17 protein-coding genes are annotated in these 17372 nt (G+C 62.4%); 15 read left to right on the top strand and 2 right to left on the bottom strand.

Annotated elements, in window-relative coordinates:
* The first annotated feature begins 5 nt into the window (after window positions 1–5).
* The 15 genes from IFT66_RS11900 (at window position 6) to IFT66_RS11830 (ending at window position 16241) form a co-directional block, all read left to right on the top strand.
* Complete coding sequence (locus tag IFT66_RS11900) at window positions 6–938, top strand: nucleoside hydrolase (protein ID WP_192077707.1); 933 nt, start codon at window positions 6–8, stop codon at window positions 936–938.
* Window positions 935–2734, top strand: coding sequence for an adenine deaminase (locus tag IFT66_RS11895; RefSeq protein WP_192077706.1), 1800 nt, complete (start codon window positions 935–937; stop codon window positions 2732–2734). Before IFT66_RS11900 ends, IFT66_RS11895 begins: the two co-directional genes overlap by 4 nt.
* A 9-nt stretch (window positions 2735–2743) precedes the next feature.
* A complete protein-coding gene (locus IFT66_RS11890; RefSeq protein WP_192077705.1) occupies window positions 2744–3421 on the top strand; it encodes a phosphoribosyltransferase in 678 nt (225 codons plus the stop codon).
* A 245-nt stretch (window positions 3422–3666) separates the two neighbouring features.
* Window positions 3667–4716 carry a dipeptidase gene (locus IFT66_RS11885; RefSeq protein ID WP_184654465.1) on the top strand — a complete coding sequence of 350 codons (1050 nt, stop codon included), beginning with the start codon at window positions 3667–3669 and terminating at the stop codon, window positions 4714–4716.
* Window positions 4717–4783: 67 nt separating this feature from the next.
* The gene (locus IFT66_RS11880) at window positions 4784–6442 is read left to right on the top strand and encodes an ABC transporter substrate-binding protein (protein WP_192077704.1); all 1659 of its coding nucleotides are present in this window, start codon (window positions 4784–4786) and stop codon (window positions 6440–6442) included.
* Window positions 6443–6485: 43 nt separating this feature from the next.
* A complete protein-coding gene (locus IFT66_RS11875; protein WP_430256745.1) occupies window positions 6486–7526 on the top strand; it encodes an ABC transporter permease in 1041 nt (346 codons plus the stop codon).
* The gene (locus tag IFT66_RS11870) at window positions 7523–8452 is read left to right on the top strand and encodes an ABC transporter permease (RefSeq protein WP_062582012.1); all 930 of its coding nucleotides are present in this window, start codon (window positions 7523–7525) and stop codon (window positions 8450–8452) included. The genes IFT66_RS11875 and IFT66_RS11870 overlap by 4 nt, the downstream gene beginning before the upstream one ends.
* A 40-nt stretch (window positions 8453–8492) precedes the next feature.
* A complete protein-coding gene (locus IFT66_RS11865) occupies window positions 8493–9341 on the top strand; it encodes an ABC transporter ATP-binding protein (RefSeq protein WP_192077968.1) in 849 nt (282 codons plus the stop codon).
* Window positions 9338–10087, top strand: coding sequence for an ABC transporter ATP-binding protein (locus tag IFT66_RS11860; protein WP_192077703.1), 750 nt, complete (start codon window positions 9338–9340; stop codon window positions 10085–10087). The genes IFT66_RS11865 and IFT66_RS11860 overlap by 4 nt, the downstream gene beginning before the upstream one ends.
* A gap of 90 nt (window positions 10088–10177) precedes the next feature.
* On the top strand, window positions 10178–11704 hold the full coding sequence (locus IFT66_RS11855; protein ID WP_192077702.1) for an ABC transporter substrate-binding protein: 1527 nt from the start codon (window positions 10178–10180) through the stop codon (window positions 11702–11704).
* A gap of 282 nt (window positions 11705–11986) precedes the next feature.
* A complete protein-coding gene (locus tag IFT66_RS11850) occupies window positions 11987–12937 on the top strand; it encodes an ABC transporter permease (RefSeq protein WP_192077701.1) in 951 nt (316 codons plus the stop codon).
* Window positions 12934–13752 carry an ABC transporter permease gene (locus IFT66_RS11845; protein ID WP_192077700.1) on the top strand — a complete coding sequence of 273 codons (819 nt, stop codon included), beginning with the start codon at window positions 12934–12936 and terminating at the stop codon, window positions 13750–13752. Before IFT66_RS11850 ends, IFT66_RS11845 begins: the two co-directional genes overlap by 4 nt.
* Window positions 13753–13784: 32 nt before the next feature.
* Window positions 13785–15182: an amidase gene (locus IFT66_RS11840; RefSeq protein WP_192077699.1), complete on the top strand. Its 1398-nt coding sequence runs from the start codon at window positions 13785–13787 to the stop codon at window positions 15180–15182.
* A gap of 256 nt (window positions 15183–15438) precedes the next feature.
* Entirely contained in the window at window positions 15439–15789 is a 351-nt protein-coding gene (locus IFT66_RS11835; RefSeq protein WP_062461311.1) for a DUF883 family protein, read from the top strand.
* 2 nt (window positions 15790–15791) lie between these two features.
* Complete coding sequence (locus tag IFT66_RS11830) at window positions 15792–16241, top strand: hypothetical protein (RefSeq protein WP_062461309.1); 450 nt, start codon at window positions 15792–15794, stop codon at window positions 16239–16241.
* Window positions 16242–16478: 237 nt separating this feature from the next.
* Here the strand turns inward: IFT66_RS11830 and IFT66_RS11825 are convergent, their stop codons facing one another.
* Both IFT66_RS11825 and IFT66_RS11820 read right to left on the bottom strand, forming a co-directional pair.
* Window positions 16479–17045 carry an RNA polymerase sigma factor gene (locus IFT66_RS11825; RefSeq protein WP_062461307.1) on the bottom strand — a complete coding sequence of 189 codons (567 nt, stop codon included), beginning with the start codon at window positions 17043–17045 and terminating at the stop codon, window positions 16479–16481.
* Window positions 17042–17224, bottom strand: coding sequence for a NepR family anti-sigma factor (locus IFT66_RS11820; RefSeq protein WP_062461941.1), 183 nt, complete (start codon window positions 17222–17224; stop codon window positions 17042–17044). The genes IFT66_RS11825 and IFT66_RS11820 overlap by 4 nt, the downstream gene beginning before the upstream one ends.
* Window positions 17225–17372: the final 148 nt, after the last annotated feature.

Below are 17372 nucleotides of genomic sequence, written 5' to 3'. Positions count from 1 at the left end.
TAGCCATGGGCATCTGGATCGATACCGATATGGGGTTCGACGACATCGCGGCGATCATGGTCGCGGCGCATGCGGGCCTCGGCGTGGACGGGGTTTCGCTTGTGTTCGGCAATGCACCGATTGAACGGGTGCGCGGCAATGCGGCCGGTGCCTGTGCGGCCTTCGTCTGGCCGTTCCCGGTTCACGCGGGCCGCGCCTTTCCGGTGATGGGCAGGCTTGAGACGGCGCAGGACGTGCTGGGCAATGAGGGCATGCCAAGCACCGGTCTGCACCTGCCGGACATGCCCGACACATTTCACGACGATGCATTCGAGGCGCTGTGCCGGTGGCTGGAGAAGAGCGACGGCGACGCACGCCGGATCCTGGCGATGGGCCCGCTCACCAATATCGCAGCCGTTGCACTGGCACGGCCGGATCTTGCCGCCAAGATCACCGATCTCACCTGGATGGGCGGCAGCCTGACGGCCGGAAATCAGACAGCATCTGCCGAATTCAACGCCTGGGCGGATCCGGAAGCTGTGGCCATCGTGCTTGCGCATCAGATCCCGCTCAGGATGGTCGATCTCGATATCTGCCGCAAGGTTTTGTGCTTTCCAGACGATGTGGCGCCGATCCGGGCTGCCGGCGGACGCAATGCGACGCTGGTGGCCGATCTCCTGGCCGGCTTCGTCGAGATCGCCACCAGCCGCGGCCGGCCGGCGATGGCGCTTTACGATGCGGTTGCCGCTTTCGCCTTCGCCTATCCGGATCACGTCACCTGGCGCGAGGCGCGCATCGACATGGAAACCGCCGGTACCGTGACGCGTGGGCGGACCGTGGTGGAGACCCGGGCGGCCAAGGTTAGCGGTTTCAACGGATCCTATGCGGCCGAGATAGACGTCGAAAAGGCGCGCGATACGATCCTTGAAACCCTCAAGGCGGAGGCAACGTGGTCATGAGCGGCGAGATGAAGACCATCGTGACTGACATCTACGGGTTTACCGATGCGGGCTTGCGCGACCGGGCCGTGATCGCTGCCCGCGGCGATGCGCCTTTCGATATCCTGATCACCGGCGGCACCCTCGTCGACATGGTGACGGGCGAACTCCGCGCGGCCGATATCGGCATTGTCGGGCCGCTGATCGCCAGCGTCCACGCGCCTGCTAGCCGCAGCGATGCCGACCGGGTGATCGATGCCGGCGGTGCCTTTGTGTCGCCGGGGCTGATCGATACGCATATGCATATCGAAAGCTCGATGGTGACGCCGGCCACCTACGCACAAACCGTGCTGCCGCGCGGCGTCACAACCGTCGTGTGGGATCCGCACGAATTCGGCAACGTCAACGGTGTCGATGGCGTGCGCTGGGCGGTCGAGGCAGTGAAGTGCCTGCCGCTGCGGTGCCTGGTTCTTGCGCCGTCCTGCGTACCGTCTGCACCGGGGCTCGAAATGGCGGGCGCCAGTTTCGAAGCTGATGCGATCGAGGAAATGCTTTACTGGCCGAAGATCGCCGGTCTGGCCGAAGTGATGAACATGCGCGGCGTGATCGATCGCGACCCGCGCATGAGCGAGATCGTCCAAGTGGCGCTGGCTGCGGAAAAGCTGGTCTGCGGCCATGCCCGCGGCCTTGCCGATGCGGATCTCAATGCCTTCATGGCATCCGGCATCACCTCCGACCACGAGCTTGTTTCGGGCGCAGACCTGATCGCCAAGCTGCGCGCCGGACTGACGGTGGAGCTGCGCGGCAGCCATGACCATCTTCTGCCGGAGTTCGTCGCAGCGCTTGGCGAACTCGGCCGTCTGCCGCAGACGCTGACGCTCTGCACCGACGACGTGTTTCCCGACGATCTCGTCGATGGCGGCGGGCTGGACGATGTGGTGCGCAGGCTGGTGCGCTACGGCATGAAGCCGGAATGGGCGCTTCAGGCCGCAACGCTGAACGCGGCCCAGCGCATCTGCCGCGCCGATCTCGGCCTGATCGCCGCCGGGCGTCGTGCCGATATCGCCATCTTCGAGGATCTCACGGAATTTCGCGCCCGGCATGTGCTGGCCAGCGGTACGGAAGTTGGCTGCCGCGGAGCGATTTCGGTCGAGATCAAACCGACCGATCCGGCCCCGCTCACAGCTTCGGTCAAGCTCAAGCCTTTGCAGCCGGACGATTTCCGGGTTCGGTCGGAGGGCGCAATGGTGCGCCTCGCCACGATCGACCGGCCACGGTTTACCCGCTGGGGAAGCGCGGATGCCGATGTCGTCGATGGTTTCGTGGTGCCGCCCGACGGTGCGACGCTGATTGCCGTGACCCACCGCCACGGTCGGGCGGACTGCCGCACCCGCGTCGGGTTCCTCACCGGCTGGGGCACATGGCGCGGCGCCTTTGCCACCACGCTTGCGCATGACAGCCATAACCTGACCGTGTTCGGCGCCGATCCAGTCGATATGGCCGTTGCCGCCAATGCGGTGATTTCTGCCGGCGGCGGCATGGCGGTGGCGATCAACGGCAAGGTGGACGTGCTGCTGCCGCTGCCGCTCTCGGGTCTCGTTTCGGAAGCGCCGATGGAAGAGGTAGCAGACGGCTTTCGTGCCATCCGCGCCGCGATGGACGGCATCGTCGACTGGACGCCGCCCTATCTTGTGTTCAAGGCCTGCTTTGGCGCGACGCTTGCCTGCAATCCCGGTCCGCACCAGACCGACAGGGGCATCGCCGATGTCGCAACAGGCAAGGTGCTGGAAAGCCCCGTTCTCGAAATTCTCGGATAAGGGGCGTTCATGCAGCCGCACGACTTCTGGCAGGATATCCATCCGGCGGGCACGTTTTCGGGCGAGGCGCCGTTTTCAGGGTTCTTTCCCGTCAGTCTCGATGACGGGCAACAGCTGCGCCTGCCGATCCGGCCGCTCGCCGACGGCAAACACGCACTCGCCTCGCTGATCATCAACCAGGCGAGTTTCGAGGTGCAGGATGCGCTGGCCGCGGATCTCGCAAAGAAACTCGAACCCTACCGCCCCGAGGTGATCGTCGGCCTGCCGACGCTTGGCCTGACGCTCGCCTCAGCCGTCGCCCGCGCGCTGGGATTGCCGCGCTACGTTCCGCTGGGGACCTCCAGGAAATTCTGGTACGACGAGGCGATGTCGGTGCCGCTATCGTCGATCACCACGCCCGACCAGGTGAAGCGCCTCTATGTCGATCCGCGCATGCTGCCTCTCACCACGGGCAAGCGCGTGGTGCTGGTGGACGACGTCATTTCCTCCGGTACCTCGATCGTCGCCGGTCTCTCGCTGCTGGCGTCGCAGGGCATCGAGCCGGTCGCAATCGGCGCGGCGATGCTGCAATCGGTGCGCTGGCATGACAGGCTGGATGGGTATGGCGCCGAGTGGCGGGAGAGGGCGGTGGGGGTGTTCGGGACGCCGCTGCTGGTTAACGCGGGCGAGGGGTTGTGGGGGGTGTGACGTCAGTCCAAAAGTGTTCTCTCACGCGAAGGACTTCGCGCGGCCGGGTTCCTGTGACGAGCAAAGTGATGAGGGAGCTTGTCACAGGAATCCAGTGCCATCGCGTCCGCAATGCGGGGAGCTCTTGATTGGCTATGATTTCGACAGGTGCATCAGAGCGCATTTCCACCTTGCGAAACACGGCCGGCGGGATAGGATCGCGATCACCCACCGCTTCTGACAATCACGATATCGGGAATGAAATCATGCAATTGGTGTTCGACGGCCATAACGATGTGCTTTTGCGGCTTTGGCGGAACATGAAGGCTGGTGGGGATCCGGTGGCGGAGTTTGCCGGGGGGACGGCGGGGGGGCATATTGATGCGCCGCGCGCGAAAAAGGGCGGTCTCGCAGGTGGGCTCTGCGCCATCTACATTCCCTCGGGCGATCTGGTTCTGTCGGATCCGGATGCGGACGGACATTATGCGACGCCGCTGGCAGCGCCGCTCGACTATGCGCCGTCGCTCGATATCGCACTGGAAATGGCGTCCATCGCACTGCGGCTCGACCGGGCCGGGGCTTGGCGGTTGTGCCGGTCCGTCAGCGAAATCCGCAAGGCGGTCGAGGACGGTGTCTTTGCCGCCGTGATGCATATGGAGGGCTGTGAGGCGATCGATGCGGATCTCGTCAATCTCGACGTGTTCCATGCGGCGGGCCTGCGGTCGCTCGGTCCCGTCTGGAGCCGCCACAACATCTTTGGCCATGGCGTGCCGTTCGCCTTTCCGATGACGACCGATACGGGGCCGGGGCTCACCGATGCCGGCTTCCGGCTGGTCAAGGAATGCAACCGGCTCGGCATCGCGATCGACCTTTCGCATATTACCGAGAAGGGGTTCTGGGATGTGGCGAAGACCAGCGACCAGCCGCTGATCGCCAGCCATTCCAACGCGCATGCGCTGACGCCGGTCGCCCGCAACCTGACGGACAGGCAGATGGATGCGATCAAGGAAAGCGGCGGTCTTGCCGGGCTGAACTATGCGGTGACCATGCTGCGGCCCGACGGGCGCGACGATGCGGCGACCCCGCTTTCCGACATGGTGCGCCACATCAACTACATGGTCGAGCGGATGGGGATCGACTGCGTGGCGCTCGGATCGGACTTCGACGGCGCCACGATACCGCAGCAGATCAGCGATGCTGCAGGCAATCAAAATCTGGTTGCGGCCCTCAAAACTGAGGGATACGCTGACGAGGATCTCGCAAAGCTTTGCCGTGAAAACTGGTTGAGGGTTCTGGGCAAGGCTTGGCAGGAATAGGCTCGGAAGACGGGCTTCGAACGGGTTAGAAACAGGCTTCCGCAACGTACGGAACAGGGGAAATCACATGCTTCATCTTCGCTCCCACACTCTTCGAATGCTGTCGGCGACCGCAGCGCTGTCGCTGCTTTCGTTTGCCGCACCCTATGGTCTTTCCGGAGAGGCGATGGCCGCAACGCCGGCCGATACGCTGGTCGAAGGCTTTGCGATCGACGACATTATCAGCATCGATCCGGGCGAAGCTTTCGAGCTTTCGGCGGCTGAAGTGACCGCCAACAGCTATAGCAAGCTCGTGACGCTCGATCCGTCCGACACGTCGAAGGTGATCGGCGATCTCGCCGACAGCTGGACGGTGTCCGACGATGGCATGACCTATACGTTCAAGCTGAAGCCCAACCTGAAATTTGCGTCCGGCAACCCGATCACCGCAGAAGACGTCGCCTTCTCGTTCGAGCGCGCCGTCAAGCTCGACAAGTCGCCGGCGTTCCTTCTGACCCAGTTCGGCCTGAAGGCCGACAACGTCACTGAGAAGGCGAAGGCATCCGGCGCCGACACGTTTACCTTCGTGGTCGACAAGGCCTATGCGCCGAGCTTCGTGCTCAACGTGCTGACAGCAACAGTGACCGCGGTGGTCGACAAGAAGGTGGTGATGGAGCATGCGAAATCCGTCACCCCGACGGCCGAATACAAATTCGACACCGATTTTGGCAATGAGTGGATGAAGACCGGCTATGCGGGGTCCGGCCCGTTCAAGGTGGTCGCATGGCGCGCCAACGAAGCCGTCGTGATGGAAGCCAATCCCAATTATTACGGCGAGAAGCCGAAGCTGAAGCGGGTCATCTACCGCCACATGAAGGAAAGCTCCGGCCAGCGCCTTGCGCTTGAGAATGGCGACATCGATGTCGCCCGCAATCTCGAGCCGAACGACATGGACTCCGTGTCGAAGAAGGAGGGCATCGCGCTCACCTCAGCGCCGAAGGGCACCGTCTACTATTTCAGCCTCAACCAGAAGAACAAGAACCTCGCCAAGCCGGAAGTGGTCGAGGCGATGAAGTATCTCGTCGACTATGATGCGATCGGCGCGACGCTGATCAAGGGTATCGGCGAAATTCACCAGACCTTCCTGCCGAAGGGCCAGCTCGGCGCGCTCTCCGACAACCCCTACAAGCTGGATGTGGCGAAGGCGAAGGAACTGCTGGCCAAGGCGGGTCTGGCTGATGGCTTTACCGTGACCATGGACGTGCGCAACACGCAGCCGGTGACCGGCATTGCCGAAAGCGTGCAGCAGACGCTGGCGCAGGCGAATATCAAGCTGGAAATCATTCCGGGCGACGGCAAGCAGACGCTGACCAAGTACCGCGCCCGCACCCACGACATCTATATCGGCCAGTGGGGTTCGGACTATTTCGACCCTAACTCGAATGCCGAGACGTTTACCGTCAATCCTGACAATGCCGATACGGGCACGACGAAGACGCTCGCCTGGCGCAATGCCTGGGACGTGCCGAAGGAACTGTCTGACGCCAGCAAGGGAGCGCTTCTCGAAAAGGATGCCGCCAAGCGCGCGGCCACCTACGAGGACCTGCAGAGAAAGGTTCTGGCCACCAGCCCGTTCGTGATCGTCTTCCAGCAGACGGAAGTGGCCGGCTATTCATCCAAGGTGAAGAATTACAAGCTCGGCCCGAGCTTCGACACCAACTTCGTTGCTCCGGTCTCGAAGGAATAGCCGATAGGGGACGATTTCCTTGACGCTTCCCGATGTAACGACTGTGACACGGCGCAACAGGCGCCGTGCTCCCTCCATTGTCAAAGGTACGCTGCGGTTTCTGATCACCGCGGCGACCACTTTCCTTGGCCTGTTGGCCGTTACTTTTTTCATCGGCCGTGTGGTGCCGATCGATCCGGCGCTGGCGATCGTCGGTGACCGGGCGCCAGCCCATGTGGTGGAACGGGTGCGCGAGGAACTGGGCCTCAACCTGCCGCTCTATCATCAGTTCTGGATCTACATAAAACAGGCGCTGACCGGTGATTTCGGCACCTCGGTGCTGACGACGAACCCTGTCATGACCGATATTGCCCGGGTGTTTCCGGCAACGATCGAGCTTGCCACGATCGGCACGCTGATCGGCGCCGTCATCGGCGTGCCGCTCGGCGTACTGGCGGCCGTCAAGCGGGGCTCGATCGCCGACCAGATCGTGCGTATCATCGGCCTGATCGGCTATTCGGTGCCAATCTTCTGGCTGGGACTGCTGTCGCTCGTGGTGTTCTATGCGAAGCTCCGCTGGGTCGCCTATCCCGGCCGCATCGACATCGCCTACGAATACACGTTCACGTCCGTGACCGGCTTCTTTCTGGTCGATGCCATCTGGCAGCGGGAGTGGGAGGTGGTCTGGGACCTGTTCCGTCACATCATCCTGCCCGGATGCCTGCTCGGCTATTTCTCGCTCGCCTATATCAGCCGCATGACGCGCTCGTTCATGCTGACTGAGCTTTCGCAGGAATACGTGGTTGCGGCGCGTGCCAAGGGCCTGTCGGAAACGCGGATCATCTGGTTCCACGCGCTGCGTAATGCGGCCGTGCCGTTGATCACCGTCATCGCGCTTTCCTATGCGGGACTGCTTGAAGGCTCGGTTTTGACCGAAACCATCTTCTCCTGGCCGGGGCTTGGCCTCTACATCACCAACTCGCTGCAAAATGCCGACATGAACGCGGTGCTCGGGGGCACACTTGTGATCGGCATGGTGTTCGTCGCCATCAACCTGTTTTCCGATCTTCTCTATCGGACGCTCGACCCGAGGACGCGCCGATGAGTGTCGTTGAACCGTTGAAACCCTATAGCCGGGCGTGGCTTTTGTCCGACCGGCCGACCTCCCGGCATCAGGCCCGTGTCGGCCGTGCCTATGTGGTCTGGCGCCAGTTTTCCGAAAACCGGCTGGCACTGCTTGGCCTGTTCATCATTCTGGGCCTGATTTTCATCGCCATCTTCGCCAACGTTCTTGCGCCGCATAACCCGGTGCAGGGCGACCTGCGCAATTCGCGGCTGCTGCCGCCGGGTTCGGCCGGCTTCCTGCTCGGCACCGACGACCAGGGCCGCGATATCCTTTCGCGGCTGCTCTACGGATCGAGACTGACGCTGTTTGTCGTGGTGCTGGTTGCGGTCATCGCCGCGCCGGTCGGGCTGATCGTCGGCACGGTTTCCGGATATGCCGGTGGCTGGGTGGATGCGGTCCTGATGCGGATCACCGACATCTTTCTCGCCTTTCCGAAGCTCGTGCTGGCGCTTGCACTGGTCGCAGCGCTTGGACCCGGCATCGAGAACGCGGTGCTTGCCATCGCGGTCACATCCTGGCCGCCCTATGCGCGTATCGCCCGCGCCGAAACGATGACGTTCCGCAACTCGGAATTCATTTCGGCCGTGAAGCTGATGGGTGCTTCGCCATTCCGCATTGTGCTGCGCCATGTCATGCCGCTCTGCATGTCGTCGCTGATCGTGCGCGTCACGCTCGATATGGCGGGCATCATCCTGACTGCCGCCGGCCTCGGCTTTCTGGGGCTCGGCGCACAGCCGCCGCTGCCGGAATGGGGCGCGATGATCGCATCCGGTCGCCGCTTCATTCTCGACCAGTGGTGGGTGGCGGCCATGCCCGGTATCGCCATCCTGATCGTCAGCCTCGGCTTCAACCTTCTCGGCGATGGATTGCGCGATGCGCTGGATCCGAAGGAGGCCGGACAATGACGGAGAAAGGCCAATGATGATGGGCAATCCTTCCGTCAACATGACTGGTACCACCGAAGCGCCGCTACTTGCGGTCGACGACCTGCGCGTGACGTTTCCGACCCGCACCGGCGAGGTAACCGCTGTGCGCGGCGTCTCGTTCACGCTCGGCAAGGAACGTCTCGGCATTGTCGGTGAATCCGGTTCCGGCAAATCGCAGACCGGTCGCGCCATCATGGGGCTGACGGCGGGGCATGCGAAGATCACCGCGAACAAGCTGGAATTCAGAGGCCGCGATTTGCTGTCGATGCCGAAATCGGAGCGGCGGCACATTCGCGGCAAGCAGATCGCGATGATTCTGCAGGACCCGAAATATTCGCTCAATCCGGTCATGACCATCGGCCGGCAGATCGTCGAAACGCTGAAGACCCATGAGAAAGTCTCGGGAGCGCAGGCGAAGGAGCGGGTGATTGCGATGCTGGAAGCGGTGCAGATCCGCGATCCGGGCCGCGTCTACGATCTCTATCCGCACGAGGTTTCCGGCGGCATGGGGCAGCGGGTGATGATCGCAATGATGCTGATCTGCGGGCCGGAGCTTCTGATCGCTGACGAACCGACGTCCGCGCTCGACGTGACCGTGCAGCTCGACGTTCTCGACATTCTCGACAAGCTGGTGTCCGAGCGCGGCATGGGGCTGATCTTCGTGTCTCACGATCTGCGTCTGGTCTCCTCCTTCTGCGACCGGGTGCTGGTGATGTATGCCGGACGGGTGGTGGAGGAACTGGCGTCTGCCGATCTTTCCAAGGCGAGCCATCCCTATACGCTTGGGCTTCTCAATTGCCTTCCGACGATAGGCTCGAACCGGCATCCGCTGCCGGTGCTCGACCGCAAGCCGGAGTGGTCGCTATGAGTGCCATGATCTCCATCAGGGACATGCTCGTCACCTATGACGACTTTGCCGCGCTCGATCATGTCAGCATGGATGTGGAAGAGGGCGAAAGCTTCGGGATCGTCGGTGAATCGGGCTCGGGGAAATCGACGCTGTTGCGCGCCGTTTCCGGGCTGGCAGCATTTGACGCCGGCACGCTGATGGTCGCGGGAAAATCCTATTCGGGGCAAAGCAGGACGAAGGAATTCTACCGCACCGTCCAGATGGTGTTCCAGGATCCTTACGGATCGCTGCATCCCCGACAGACGGTGGACCGGCTGCTGTTGGAGCCTCTGGCGATCCATGGCTTTACCGATGTCGATGTGCGGATTGCCCGCGCGCTGGATGAGGTCGGGCTGGGAGCGGGTTTCCGCTTCCGCTATTCGCACCAGCTTTCCGGCGGCCAGCGCCAGCGGATCGCGATTGCCCGGGCACTCATCCTCGAGCCGAAGATCCTGCTGCTGGACGAGCCGACCTCGGCGCTCGATGCGTCGATCCAGGCGGAAATCCTCAATTTGCTGGAGCAGGCAAAGCGCGACCGCGGATTGACCTTTGTGATGGTCAGCCATGATCTCGGTGTGATCAGCCATATGTGCGGCCGTCTTGCGGTGATGAAGAGCGGCAAGGTGGTGGAAACCGTGCCGGCGCAGGCGCTGGAAAACCGCGAATTCTCGGCGGATTACACCCGACAGCTGCTGGTGGCGAGCGAAGGCTTCAGCCGCGGCTAATCCTTGTGGCGGGCGGCAGAATGCTATTGTGCACCTGCGAAATGCCCGTAAGATCGCGGTTAAGAGATCAATAAGCAGGGGAACAATGCCATGGAGACGGTTGCTGGTTGGGGTGTGTTTTCGCGCCGGAGCGTGATTGCGGCGTCTGTTGCGCTTGGCCTTGCCGCCTCGGTGGGAAGCGGGGCGTTTGCCGCGGCAAAGACGTCGGTCACGATCGGCATGACGATCGAACCCATCGGTCTCGATCCGACGATTGCCGCCCCTGTGGCGATCGGCCAGGTGAGCTGGCAGAATATCTTTGAGGGCCTGACGACGGTCGACAGCGCTGGCAAGGTGCAGCCGCAGCTTGCGGAAAGCTGGGAGATCTCCCCGGACGGAAAGACCTATACGTTCAAGCTGCGGAAGGGCGTGACCTTCCACAACGGCGTCGCCTTCGACTCGTCCGTTGCGAAATTCACGATCGACCGGGCTCGCGGCGCCGACAGCGTCAATCCGCAGAAGCGCTATTTCGCCTCGATCGAGACGGTGGAGACGCCCGATGCCGCAACGCTGGTGCTGAAGCTGAAGCAGCCGGCCGGCAGCCTGCTCTACTGGCTCGGCTGGCCGGCATCTGTCATGGTCGAGCCGAAATCCGCTGCCGACAACAAGACGACGCCGGTCGGCACCGGTCCGTTCAAGTTCGTGTCCTGGCAGAAGGGCTCGAAGGTCGATCTGGCGAAGAACACTGACTACTGGAACAAGTCCGTTTCGGTGAAGCTCGAGACAGCGGTTTTCCGGTTCATCGCCGATCCGCAGGCGCAGGCAGCGGCCCTGAAGGCCGGCGATGTCGACGCGTTTCCGGAGTTCGGCGCGCCGGAACTGGTCTCCTCCTTCGAGGGCGACACGAAGCTCACGACCGTGATCGGCAATACCGAGCTCAAGGTCGTGGCTGGCATGAACAATTCGCGCAAGCCATTCGACGACAAGAAGGTTCGCCAAGCGCTGATGATGGCGGTGGATCGTGCGACCGTTGTCGAAGGTGCATGGTCGGGTTACGGCACGCCGATCGGCAGCCACTACACGCCGAACGACCGCGGCTTCAAGGACTTAACCGGCGTCTACCCCTACGACGCCGAAAAGGCGAAGGCGCTTTTGAGCGAGGCCGGATATCCGAACGGCTTCTCCTTCACCATGAAGGCGCCGCAGATGGCTTATGCGCAGCGCTCGTCGCAGATCCTGCAGGCGATGTTTGCCGAAATCGGCGTCACGATGAATATCGAAACGACCGAGTTTCCCGCAAAATGGGTATCGGACGTGCTGAAAGCCGGCGACTACGACATGACCATCGTTGCCCATGCGGAGCCGATGGACATCGATATCTACGCCCGCGACCCCTATTACTTCCACTACAAGAACCCCGCCTTCAACGAGATCCTCGCCAAGGTCGAGGCGACCGCCGATCCTGCGGAACAGGACAAGCTCTACGGCGAGGCGCAGACGATCCTCGCAGAGGACGTGCCGGCACTGTTCCTGTTCGTAATGCCGAAGCTCGGCATATGGGACGCGAAGCTGAAGGGGCTGTGGGAGAACGAGCCGATCCCATCGAACGTGCTGACCGAGGTGTTCTGGGAAGAATGACGATGCGTCTCGCCGTGATCTGCGCCGGTGACGTTTCCGACAACGCGAGAGGCGTTAAGCTTTGCGATGAGGTGGCCTTGGGAAAGATGGGGCTTAATCGCGGATGACTGAAATCCCCCTCTGGCCTGCCGGCCATCTCCCCCACAAGGGGGGAGAAGGTATGCGGCACCCGATTGCCTCGATCGTGGCCCGGCGGTTCGGCTGGGTTAAGCCCTCCCCCTTGTGGGGAGGGTGGGGAGGGGCGACTGGCGTAGGCATGGTGGATGTTGGAGGGTGCGGCCCATGATCTCCATCCTTATCCGCCGCATCCTGTCGCTCATCGTCACGCTTCTCGTCGTGTCGCTGCTGATCTTCGTCGTCATGGATCTCTTGCCGGGTGATCCCGCGGCGATTGTGCTCGGGACGTCGGCAAGCCCGGAAACGCTGGCGGCGCTCAGAACCCAGATGGGGCTCGATCAGCCCCTGCCGGTGCGTTATCTCGCCTGGTTATGGGGTGTTTTTCAGGGCGATCTCGGGCAGTCCTATACCTATGGCGTACCGGTCGCGGGGCTGATTGCGGAGCGGTTGACGCTGACGCTGCCGCTGGCGTTGATGGCGGTTCTGCTCTCCGTCGGGATCGCGGTTCCGCTCGGCGTGCAGGCGGCGAAAAAGCATAACGGCATGTTCGACGCCATTGTCGGCGCGGTGTCCTATGTCAGTATCGCGGTGCCGGCCTTCTGGGTGGGGTTGCTGTCGATCATCCTGTTTTCGACGCTGCTCGGCTGGATGCCGGCGGGTGGATTTCCGGGCTGGGACGCGGGACTGCTGGCCGGGCTGCAGGCGCTGCTGCTGCCGGCGATCGCGCTGGCGCTGCCGCAGGCGGGGGTGTTGACGCGGGTTGCGCGGGCCGCGGTGCTGGACGTGATGAACGAGGATTACGTGCGCACCGCCCGTGCCAAGGGACTGGGCGAGGGGGCAGCCCTCTGGCGCCATGCGGTGCCGAATGCGCTTGTGCCCGTGGTGACGATGATCGGCATGCAGTTCACCTTCCTGATTGCCGGTGCAGTGCTGGTCGAAAACGTCTTCAACCTGCCGGGTCTCGGTCGGCTCGCCTACCAGTCGCTGGCGCAGCGTGACATCGTTGTGATGCAGGACGTCGTCCTGTTTTTCTCGGCCCTTGTCATCGTCGTCAACTTCCTCGTCGACCTCCTTTACCTGGTGATCGATCCTCGGCTGAGGGTGGGGGTGAAATGAGGCATCTGCTGCGCCGTCCCGTTCTTCTGGCCGGGCTTGTCGTGACGCTGTTCCTGTTTCTGGTGGCGCTGCTATCGCTGGTCTGGACGCCCTATCCGCCGTCGAAGATGAACATCATCCACAAGCTGAAACCGCCGTTCGAATTCGGCCTGCTCGGGACCGACCAGTTCGGACGCGATGTGGCTTCCGCGCTGATGGTCGGCGCCTGGAATTCGCTGTCGACGGCGCTGCTTGCGGTGGCGATCGGTGCCACGATCGGCACGGCTGTCGGCACGGTGGTGGCGATGCGGCGCGGCTGGGTGGAGCAGATCGTGATGCGCGGCTGCGATATCATCTTCGCGGTTCCGCCAATCCTGTCGGCAATGATGCTCGGCGCCTTTATCGGATCAGGCCGGTTCACGGCGGTCATCGCTATTGCCACGTTCATGGTGCCCGTCTTCGCACGCCTCACGCTGGCCGCGGCACGGCAGATCTGGACGCGCGACTATGTGGCGGCGGCTGTCGGCATGGGGCGTTCGAAGCTGAAGATCACGTTCGTCCACATCCTGCCCAATATTTCGAACCAGATCATCGTGCAGGTGACGATCCAGCTCGGTCTCGCGATCCTGACCGAGGCGGGGCTTTCCTATCTCGGGCTCGGCATGCCGCCGCCGAACCCGACCTGGGGGCGTATGCTTGCGGATTCGCAGACGTTCCTTGGACAAGCGCCTTGGCTCGCCTTGATGCCGGGTCTGGCGATCGCGATCGCGGTGCTGGGCCTCAACATGCTCGGCGATGGTCTGCGCGACCTTCTCGATCCGCGCTCGACACCCTGATTTTAAACGACGACCTGAGTGAAAGACTTTTCATGAACGCCCTTTTGAAACTGACGATCCGGGACATTCTTTCTCTTTATGCGCAGAAGAAGCTTTCGCCGCTGGAATACTGGGAGGTGGTCGAGGCACGGGTTGCGGCGTTCGAACACCAAGTTCAGGCGCTCTACCTCTACGATCCGGAAAGCGCACGGCAACAGGCGAAAGCCTCCACCGAGCGCTGGGCGAAGGGCGAGACGCTTGGGATGCTCGACGGCATTCCGGTGACGATCAAGGAACTGATCGCCACGAAAGGGCATCCGGTGCCGCTCGGGACCGCCGCGACGGAGCTGACGGCGGCGGCCAGCGATGCGCCGGCCGCTGCACGGCTGCGCGAGGACGGCGCGGTGATCTTCGCAAAGACCACATGTCCCGATTACGGCATGCTGTCGTCAGGGCTTTCCAGCTTTCACCCCTTAAGCCGCAATCCCTGGGACCTGACGCAGAACCCGGGCGGATCCAGCGCCGGCGCCGCGTCTGCTGCGGCTTCGAGCTTCGGACCCCTGCATATCGGCACCGATATCGGCGGTTCGATCCGGCTGCCGGCCGGCTGGACGGGGCTTTTCGGCTTCAAGCCCAGCCAGGGCCGCATTCCGGTCGATCCGTTCTTTGTCGGGCGCTGTGCCGGGCCGATGACGCGGACGGTGGAAGACAGTGCGATCGCCATGGCGACCCTGTCGCGCCCCGACTGGCGCGACGCGACATCGCTGCCGCCCAACGCCTTCGACTGGGTGGATCTCGACATCGACGTCAAGGGGATGAAGATCGGGCTTATGCTGGATGCGGGCATCGGGATCTCTCTCGACGACGAGGTCCGCGCGGCGGTGACGGCTGCGGCAAAGCGGTTCGAGGCGGCGGGGGCCGAGATCGTGGAGGTTGCGCCCGTCATGACGCGGACGATGCTGGACGGGCTCGACAGTTTCTGGCGGGCGCGGTTCTGGGGCGATATCGAGGCGATGCCGGACGAGCGCAAGGCGCAGATCCTGCCCTACATCTTCGAATGGGCAAAGGGCGGGGCTTCGGTTTCCGGCGTCGAGGCGGTGCGCGGTTTCAACCAGACGATCGAGATGCGCAAGGCCTGTGCGAGACTCTTCTCCGGCGTCGATGCGGTTTTGTCGCCGACCAACCCAATCGTCTCCTATCCGGCCGACTGGGCATCGCCGACCAACGATCCCTTGAAACCGTTCGAGCATATCGGCTACACGGTGCCGTGGAACATGTCGGAGCAGCCGGCCGCCTCGATCAACTGCGGTTTCTCCCGCAGCGGAATGCCAATCGGGCTGCAGATCGTCGGGCCCCGGTTCGCAGACTTGCTCGTTCTGAAGCTGTCGCATGCGTTTGAGCAGTGGACCGGCGGCGTGACCAACTGGCCAGACCCGAGACTTACGCCCTGATCTGCGCATCGAGTGACGGTCCGAGCGCAAAAATCGGCGATGGAACCTTCACGGTTTCGCCGCGTTTCATTTTGGCAGACGAATGCGTGCACTTTGCGTCTGGTGGAGTATGATGTGCGAGAGGCAACCTTTCGAACATGACCGGGCCTGATATCCCGATCTTCGCCAAACCTCACAGTTTGCATGTCGTTTGAACCTTTCCGCAAAGCCCGCGCCTTCCGCGCGGCGCCAAGATCCGTAGAAACAGGAGATCTCCATGGCCGCAGCTACTTCCACGAATGCCGAAATTGCCCGCGCTCGCACCGCCGCCGGTGCTGCTACGACGTCTGACATCGAAGCGCAGCTGCAGCAGCTCCGCGAAGATATCTCGTCGCTTGCCAAGACCGTCGGCGCCGTCGGCAGCAGCACGGCGAGTGAAGTGAAGGGCAAGGCCCGTCGCGCCGCATCCGATGCGACCGATGCGTCCATGCAGATGGTTGAAGCTGCCCGCGAGCAGGCGATCTCGTTCGAGCGCGACCTGGAAGCGAAGATCCGCAAGGCACCGATCCAGTCGATCGCGATCGCAGCCGGCGTTGGCTTCGTCTTCGCTCTTCTGTCGCGTCGCTAAAGATGATGGGCCTTGGTCCCCTTATCGCTTCGTTTGCCGCGATGGATATCGCGGCATTTACGGAGCGGCTGAAGCGCAACATCATGCTGTATGGGTTGGCTGCACTTTTCGTGCTGACGGCCTATGTGCTGGGCGTTGCGGCACTTGCCGTTCATCTGTCGCAGTTCTGGGGCCTTCCCATAGCGCTTCTGGTGGTTGCAGGCGGCGCACTGCTGCTGGCCGTGATTTTCTACCTTTCGGTGACGCTCACCGCGAGAGCGGAAGTCAAGCGCAAGAAGCAGGCAGTGGCCGCCAATAGCGGCAAGACGCTGGCTTTGACGGCAGCACTCACAGCGGTTCCGCTTCTTCTGAAGTCGAAGCCCCTGATGTTTGCATCGATCGCGGGGGGCCTCGGCTTCCTCGCCCTGAGCGGTGGCAGGACGCGTCGTCGCTTTACAAATCCTGGAGAGTAACACCAGCCGTTACTCGTCTTTCGATCATCGAGCTGCCGGACAAATTCCGGCAGCTTTTTTTGTGTCTTGTCGGATTGTCATGAGGCTCTGGTCGACGCTCGCGCGGAGCGAATGGACCTGTGCTATGCAAAATACTGCAAACACGGGGAAGGGCAGTTGTCTGGCGCTACGCGAAACACACAAAAACGCCGCCCGTGAAGGCGGCGTCTATGAGTTTACATGCAGTTCGCCGAACCCTCAGCCGCCGAAGGCGCGGGACGTGATGGCTGCGTCACCGGCATCCGGGCCATAATCGACCTCGCCGGATACGCCAAGCAGCTCCTGCAAGCGGGTACGAGCGCGCGAGACACGGCTCTTGATCGTGCCGACGGCGCAACCGCAGATCTCCGCCGCTTCCTCATAGGCAAAGCCTGCTGCGCCGACGAGAACAATCGCTTCGCGCTGATCGTCCGGGAGCTTGTCGAGCGCTGCACGAAAGTCCTGCAGGTCGAGGCGACCGTACTGTTCGGGGTGCACGGAAAAGCGTTCGGAGAACAGGCCGTCGCTGTCTTGCACTTCGCGGCCACGCTTGCGCATCTGGCTGTAGAATTCGTTGCGCAGGATCGTGAACAGCCAGGCCCGCATGTTGGTGCCGGCCGTAAAGCTCTTCTGGTTCGCCCACGCCTTCATGATCGTGTCCTGGACAAGGTCATCGGCCTTGTCGTGACGACCGGTCAGCGAGACGGCAAAAGCGCGCAGGTTCGGCAGCGATGCCAAAAGGTCGCGCTTAAAAATGCGATCGTCGTTGTCTTCTTCCTTGCTCATTTCGCATCCACCGACTTGGCGTTGCGCTCGGCATGGTCGAGCCGTTCGAGCAGATCGAGGAAGCGATCGGGGATACCCTCCTCCTGGACTGCGTCATAAAATTCACGCAGTTTGCGAGAGATCGAGGCGTTGGGAGACACTGACCCAGGCCTTGCTTCTTGAGATTGGCTTGTTGTCATGTCATCTTTTTTTGTGTTGTCGTCACTCATCACTCAAATGGCCTGTTCGATATCGTCACCTCACAATTCGCGGATCGAAAAAAAGTTCCACCCTTGCGGAACTTTTTTTAAGTACCCACGTTATTAGTCCGTCAATTGCCCTCATTGG

This window comes from Rhizobium sp. CFBP 13726 (genome assembly GCF_014841925.1).
GTDB lineage: Bacteria > Pseudomonadota > Alphaproteobacteria > Rhizobiales > Rhizobiaceae > Neorhizobium > Neorhizobium soli.
Note: the sequence above shows the minus strand (reverse complement) of the source record. Positions and strands in the feature narration are given on the sequence as shown.

Bases quoted from the DNA above. Each gene is read 5' to 3' on its own strand.
- IFT66_RS11900 (WP_192077707.1), top strand. From the start codon at position 6: ATGGGCATCTGGATCGATACCGATATGGGGTTCGACGACATCGCGGCG.
- IFT66_RS11895 (WP_192077706.1), top strand. From the start codon at position 935: ATGAGCGGCGAGATGAAGACCATCGTGACTGACATCTACGGGTTTACC.
- IFT66_RS11890 (WP_192077705.1), top strand. From the start codon at position 2,744: ATGCAGCCGCACGACTTCTGGCAGGATATCCATCCGGCGGGCACGTTT.
- IFT66_RS11885 (WP_184654465.1), top strand. From the start codon at position 3,667: ATGCAATTGGTGTTCGACGGCCATAACGATGTGCTTTTGCGGCTTTGG.
- IFT66_RS11880 (WP_192077704.1), top strand. From the start codon at position 4,784: ATGCTTCATCTTCGCTCCCACACTCTTCGAATGCTGTCGGCGACCGCA.
- IFT66_RS11870 (WP_062582012.1), top strand. From the start codon at position 7,523: ATGAGTGTCGTTGAACCGTTGAAACCCTATAGCCGGGCGTGGCTTTTG.
- IFT66_RS11865 (WP_192077968.1), top strand. From the start codon at position 8,493: ATGACTGGTACCACCGAAGCGCCGCTACTTGCGGTCGACGACCTGCGC.
- IFT66_RS11860 (WP_192077703.1), top strand. From the start codon at position 9,338: ATGAGTGCCATGATCTCCATCAGGGACATGCTCGTCACCTATGACGAC.
- IFT66_RS11855 (WP_192077702.1), top strand. From the start codon at position 10,178: ATGGAGACGGTTGCTGGTTGGGGTGTGTTTTCGCGCCGGAGCGTGATT.
- IFT66_RS11850 (WP_192077701.1), top strand. From the start codon at position 11,987: ATGATCTCCATCCTTATCCGCCGCATCCTGTCGCTCATCGTCACGCTT.
- IFT66_RS11845 (WP_192077700.1), top strand. From the start codon at position 12,934: ATGAGGCATCTGCTGCGCCGTCCCGTTCTTCTGGCCGGGCTTGTCGTG.
- IFT66_RS11840 (WP_192077699.1), top strand. From the start codon at position 13,785: ATGAACGCCCTTTTGAAACTGACGATCCGGGACATTCTTTCTCTTTAT.
- IFT66_RS11835 (WP_062461311.1), top strand. From the start codon at position 15,439: ATGGCCGCAGCTACTTCCACGAATGCCGAAATTGCCCGCGCTCGCACC.
- IFT66_RS11830 (WP_062461309.1), top strand. From the start codon at position 15,792: ATGATGGGCCTTGGTCCCCTTATCGCTTCGTTTGCCGCGATGGATATC.
- IFT66_RS11825 (WP_062461307.1), bottom strand. From the start codon at position 17,045: ATGAGCAAGGAAGAAGACAACGACGATCGCATTTTTAAGCGCGACCTT.
- IFT66_RS11820 (WP_062461941.1), bottom strand. From the start codon at position 17,224: ATGACAACAAGCCAATCTCAAGAAGCAAGGCCTGGGTCAGTGTCTCCC.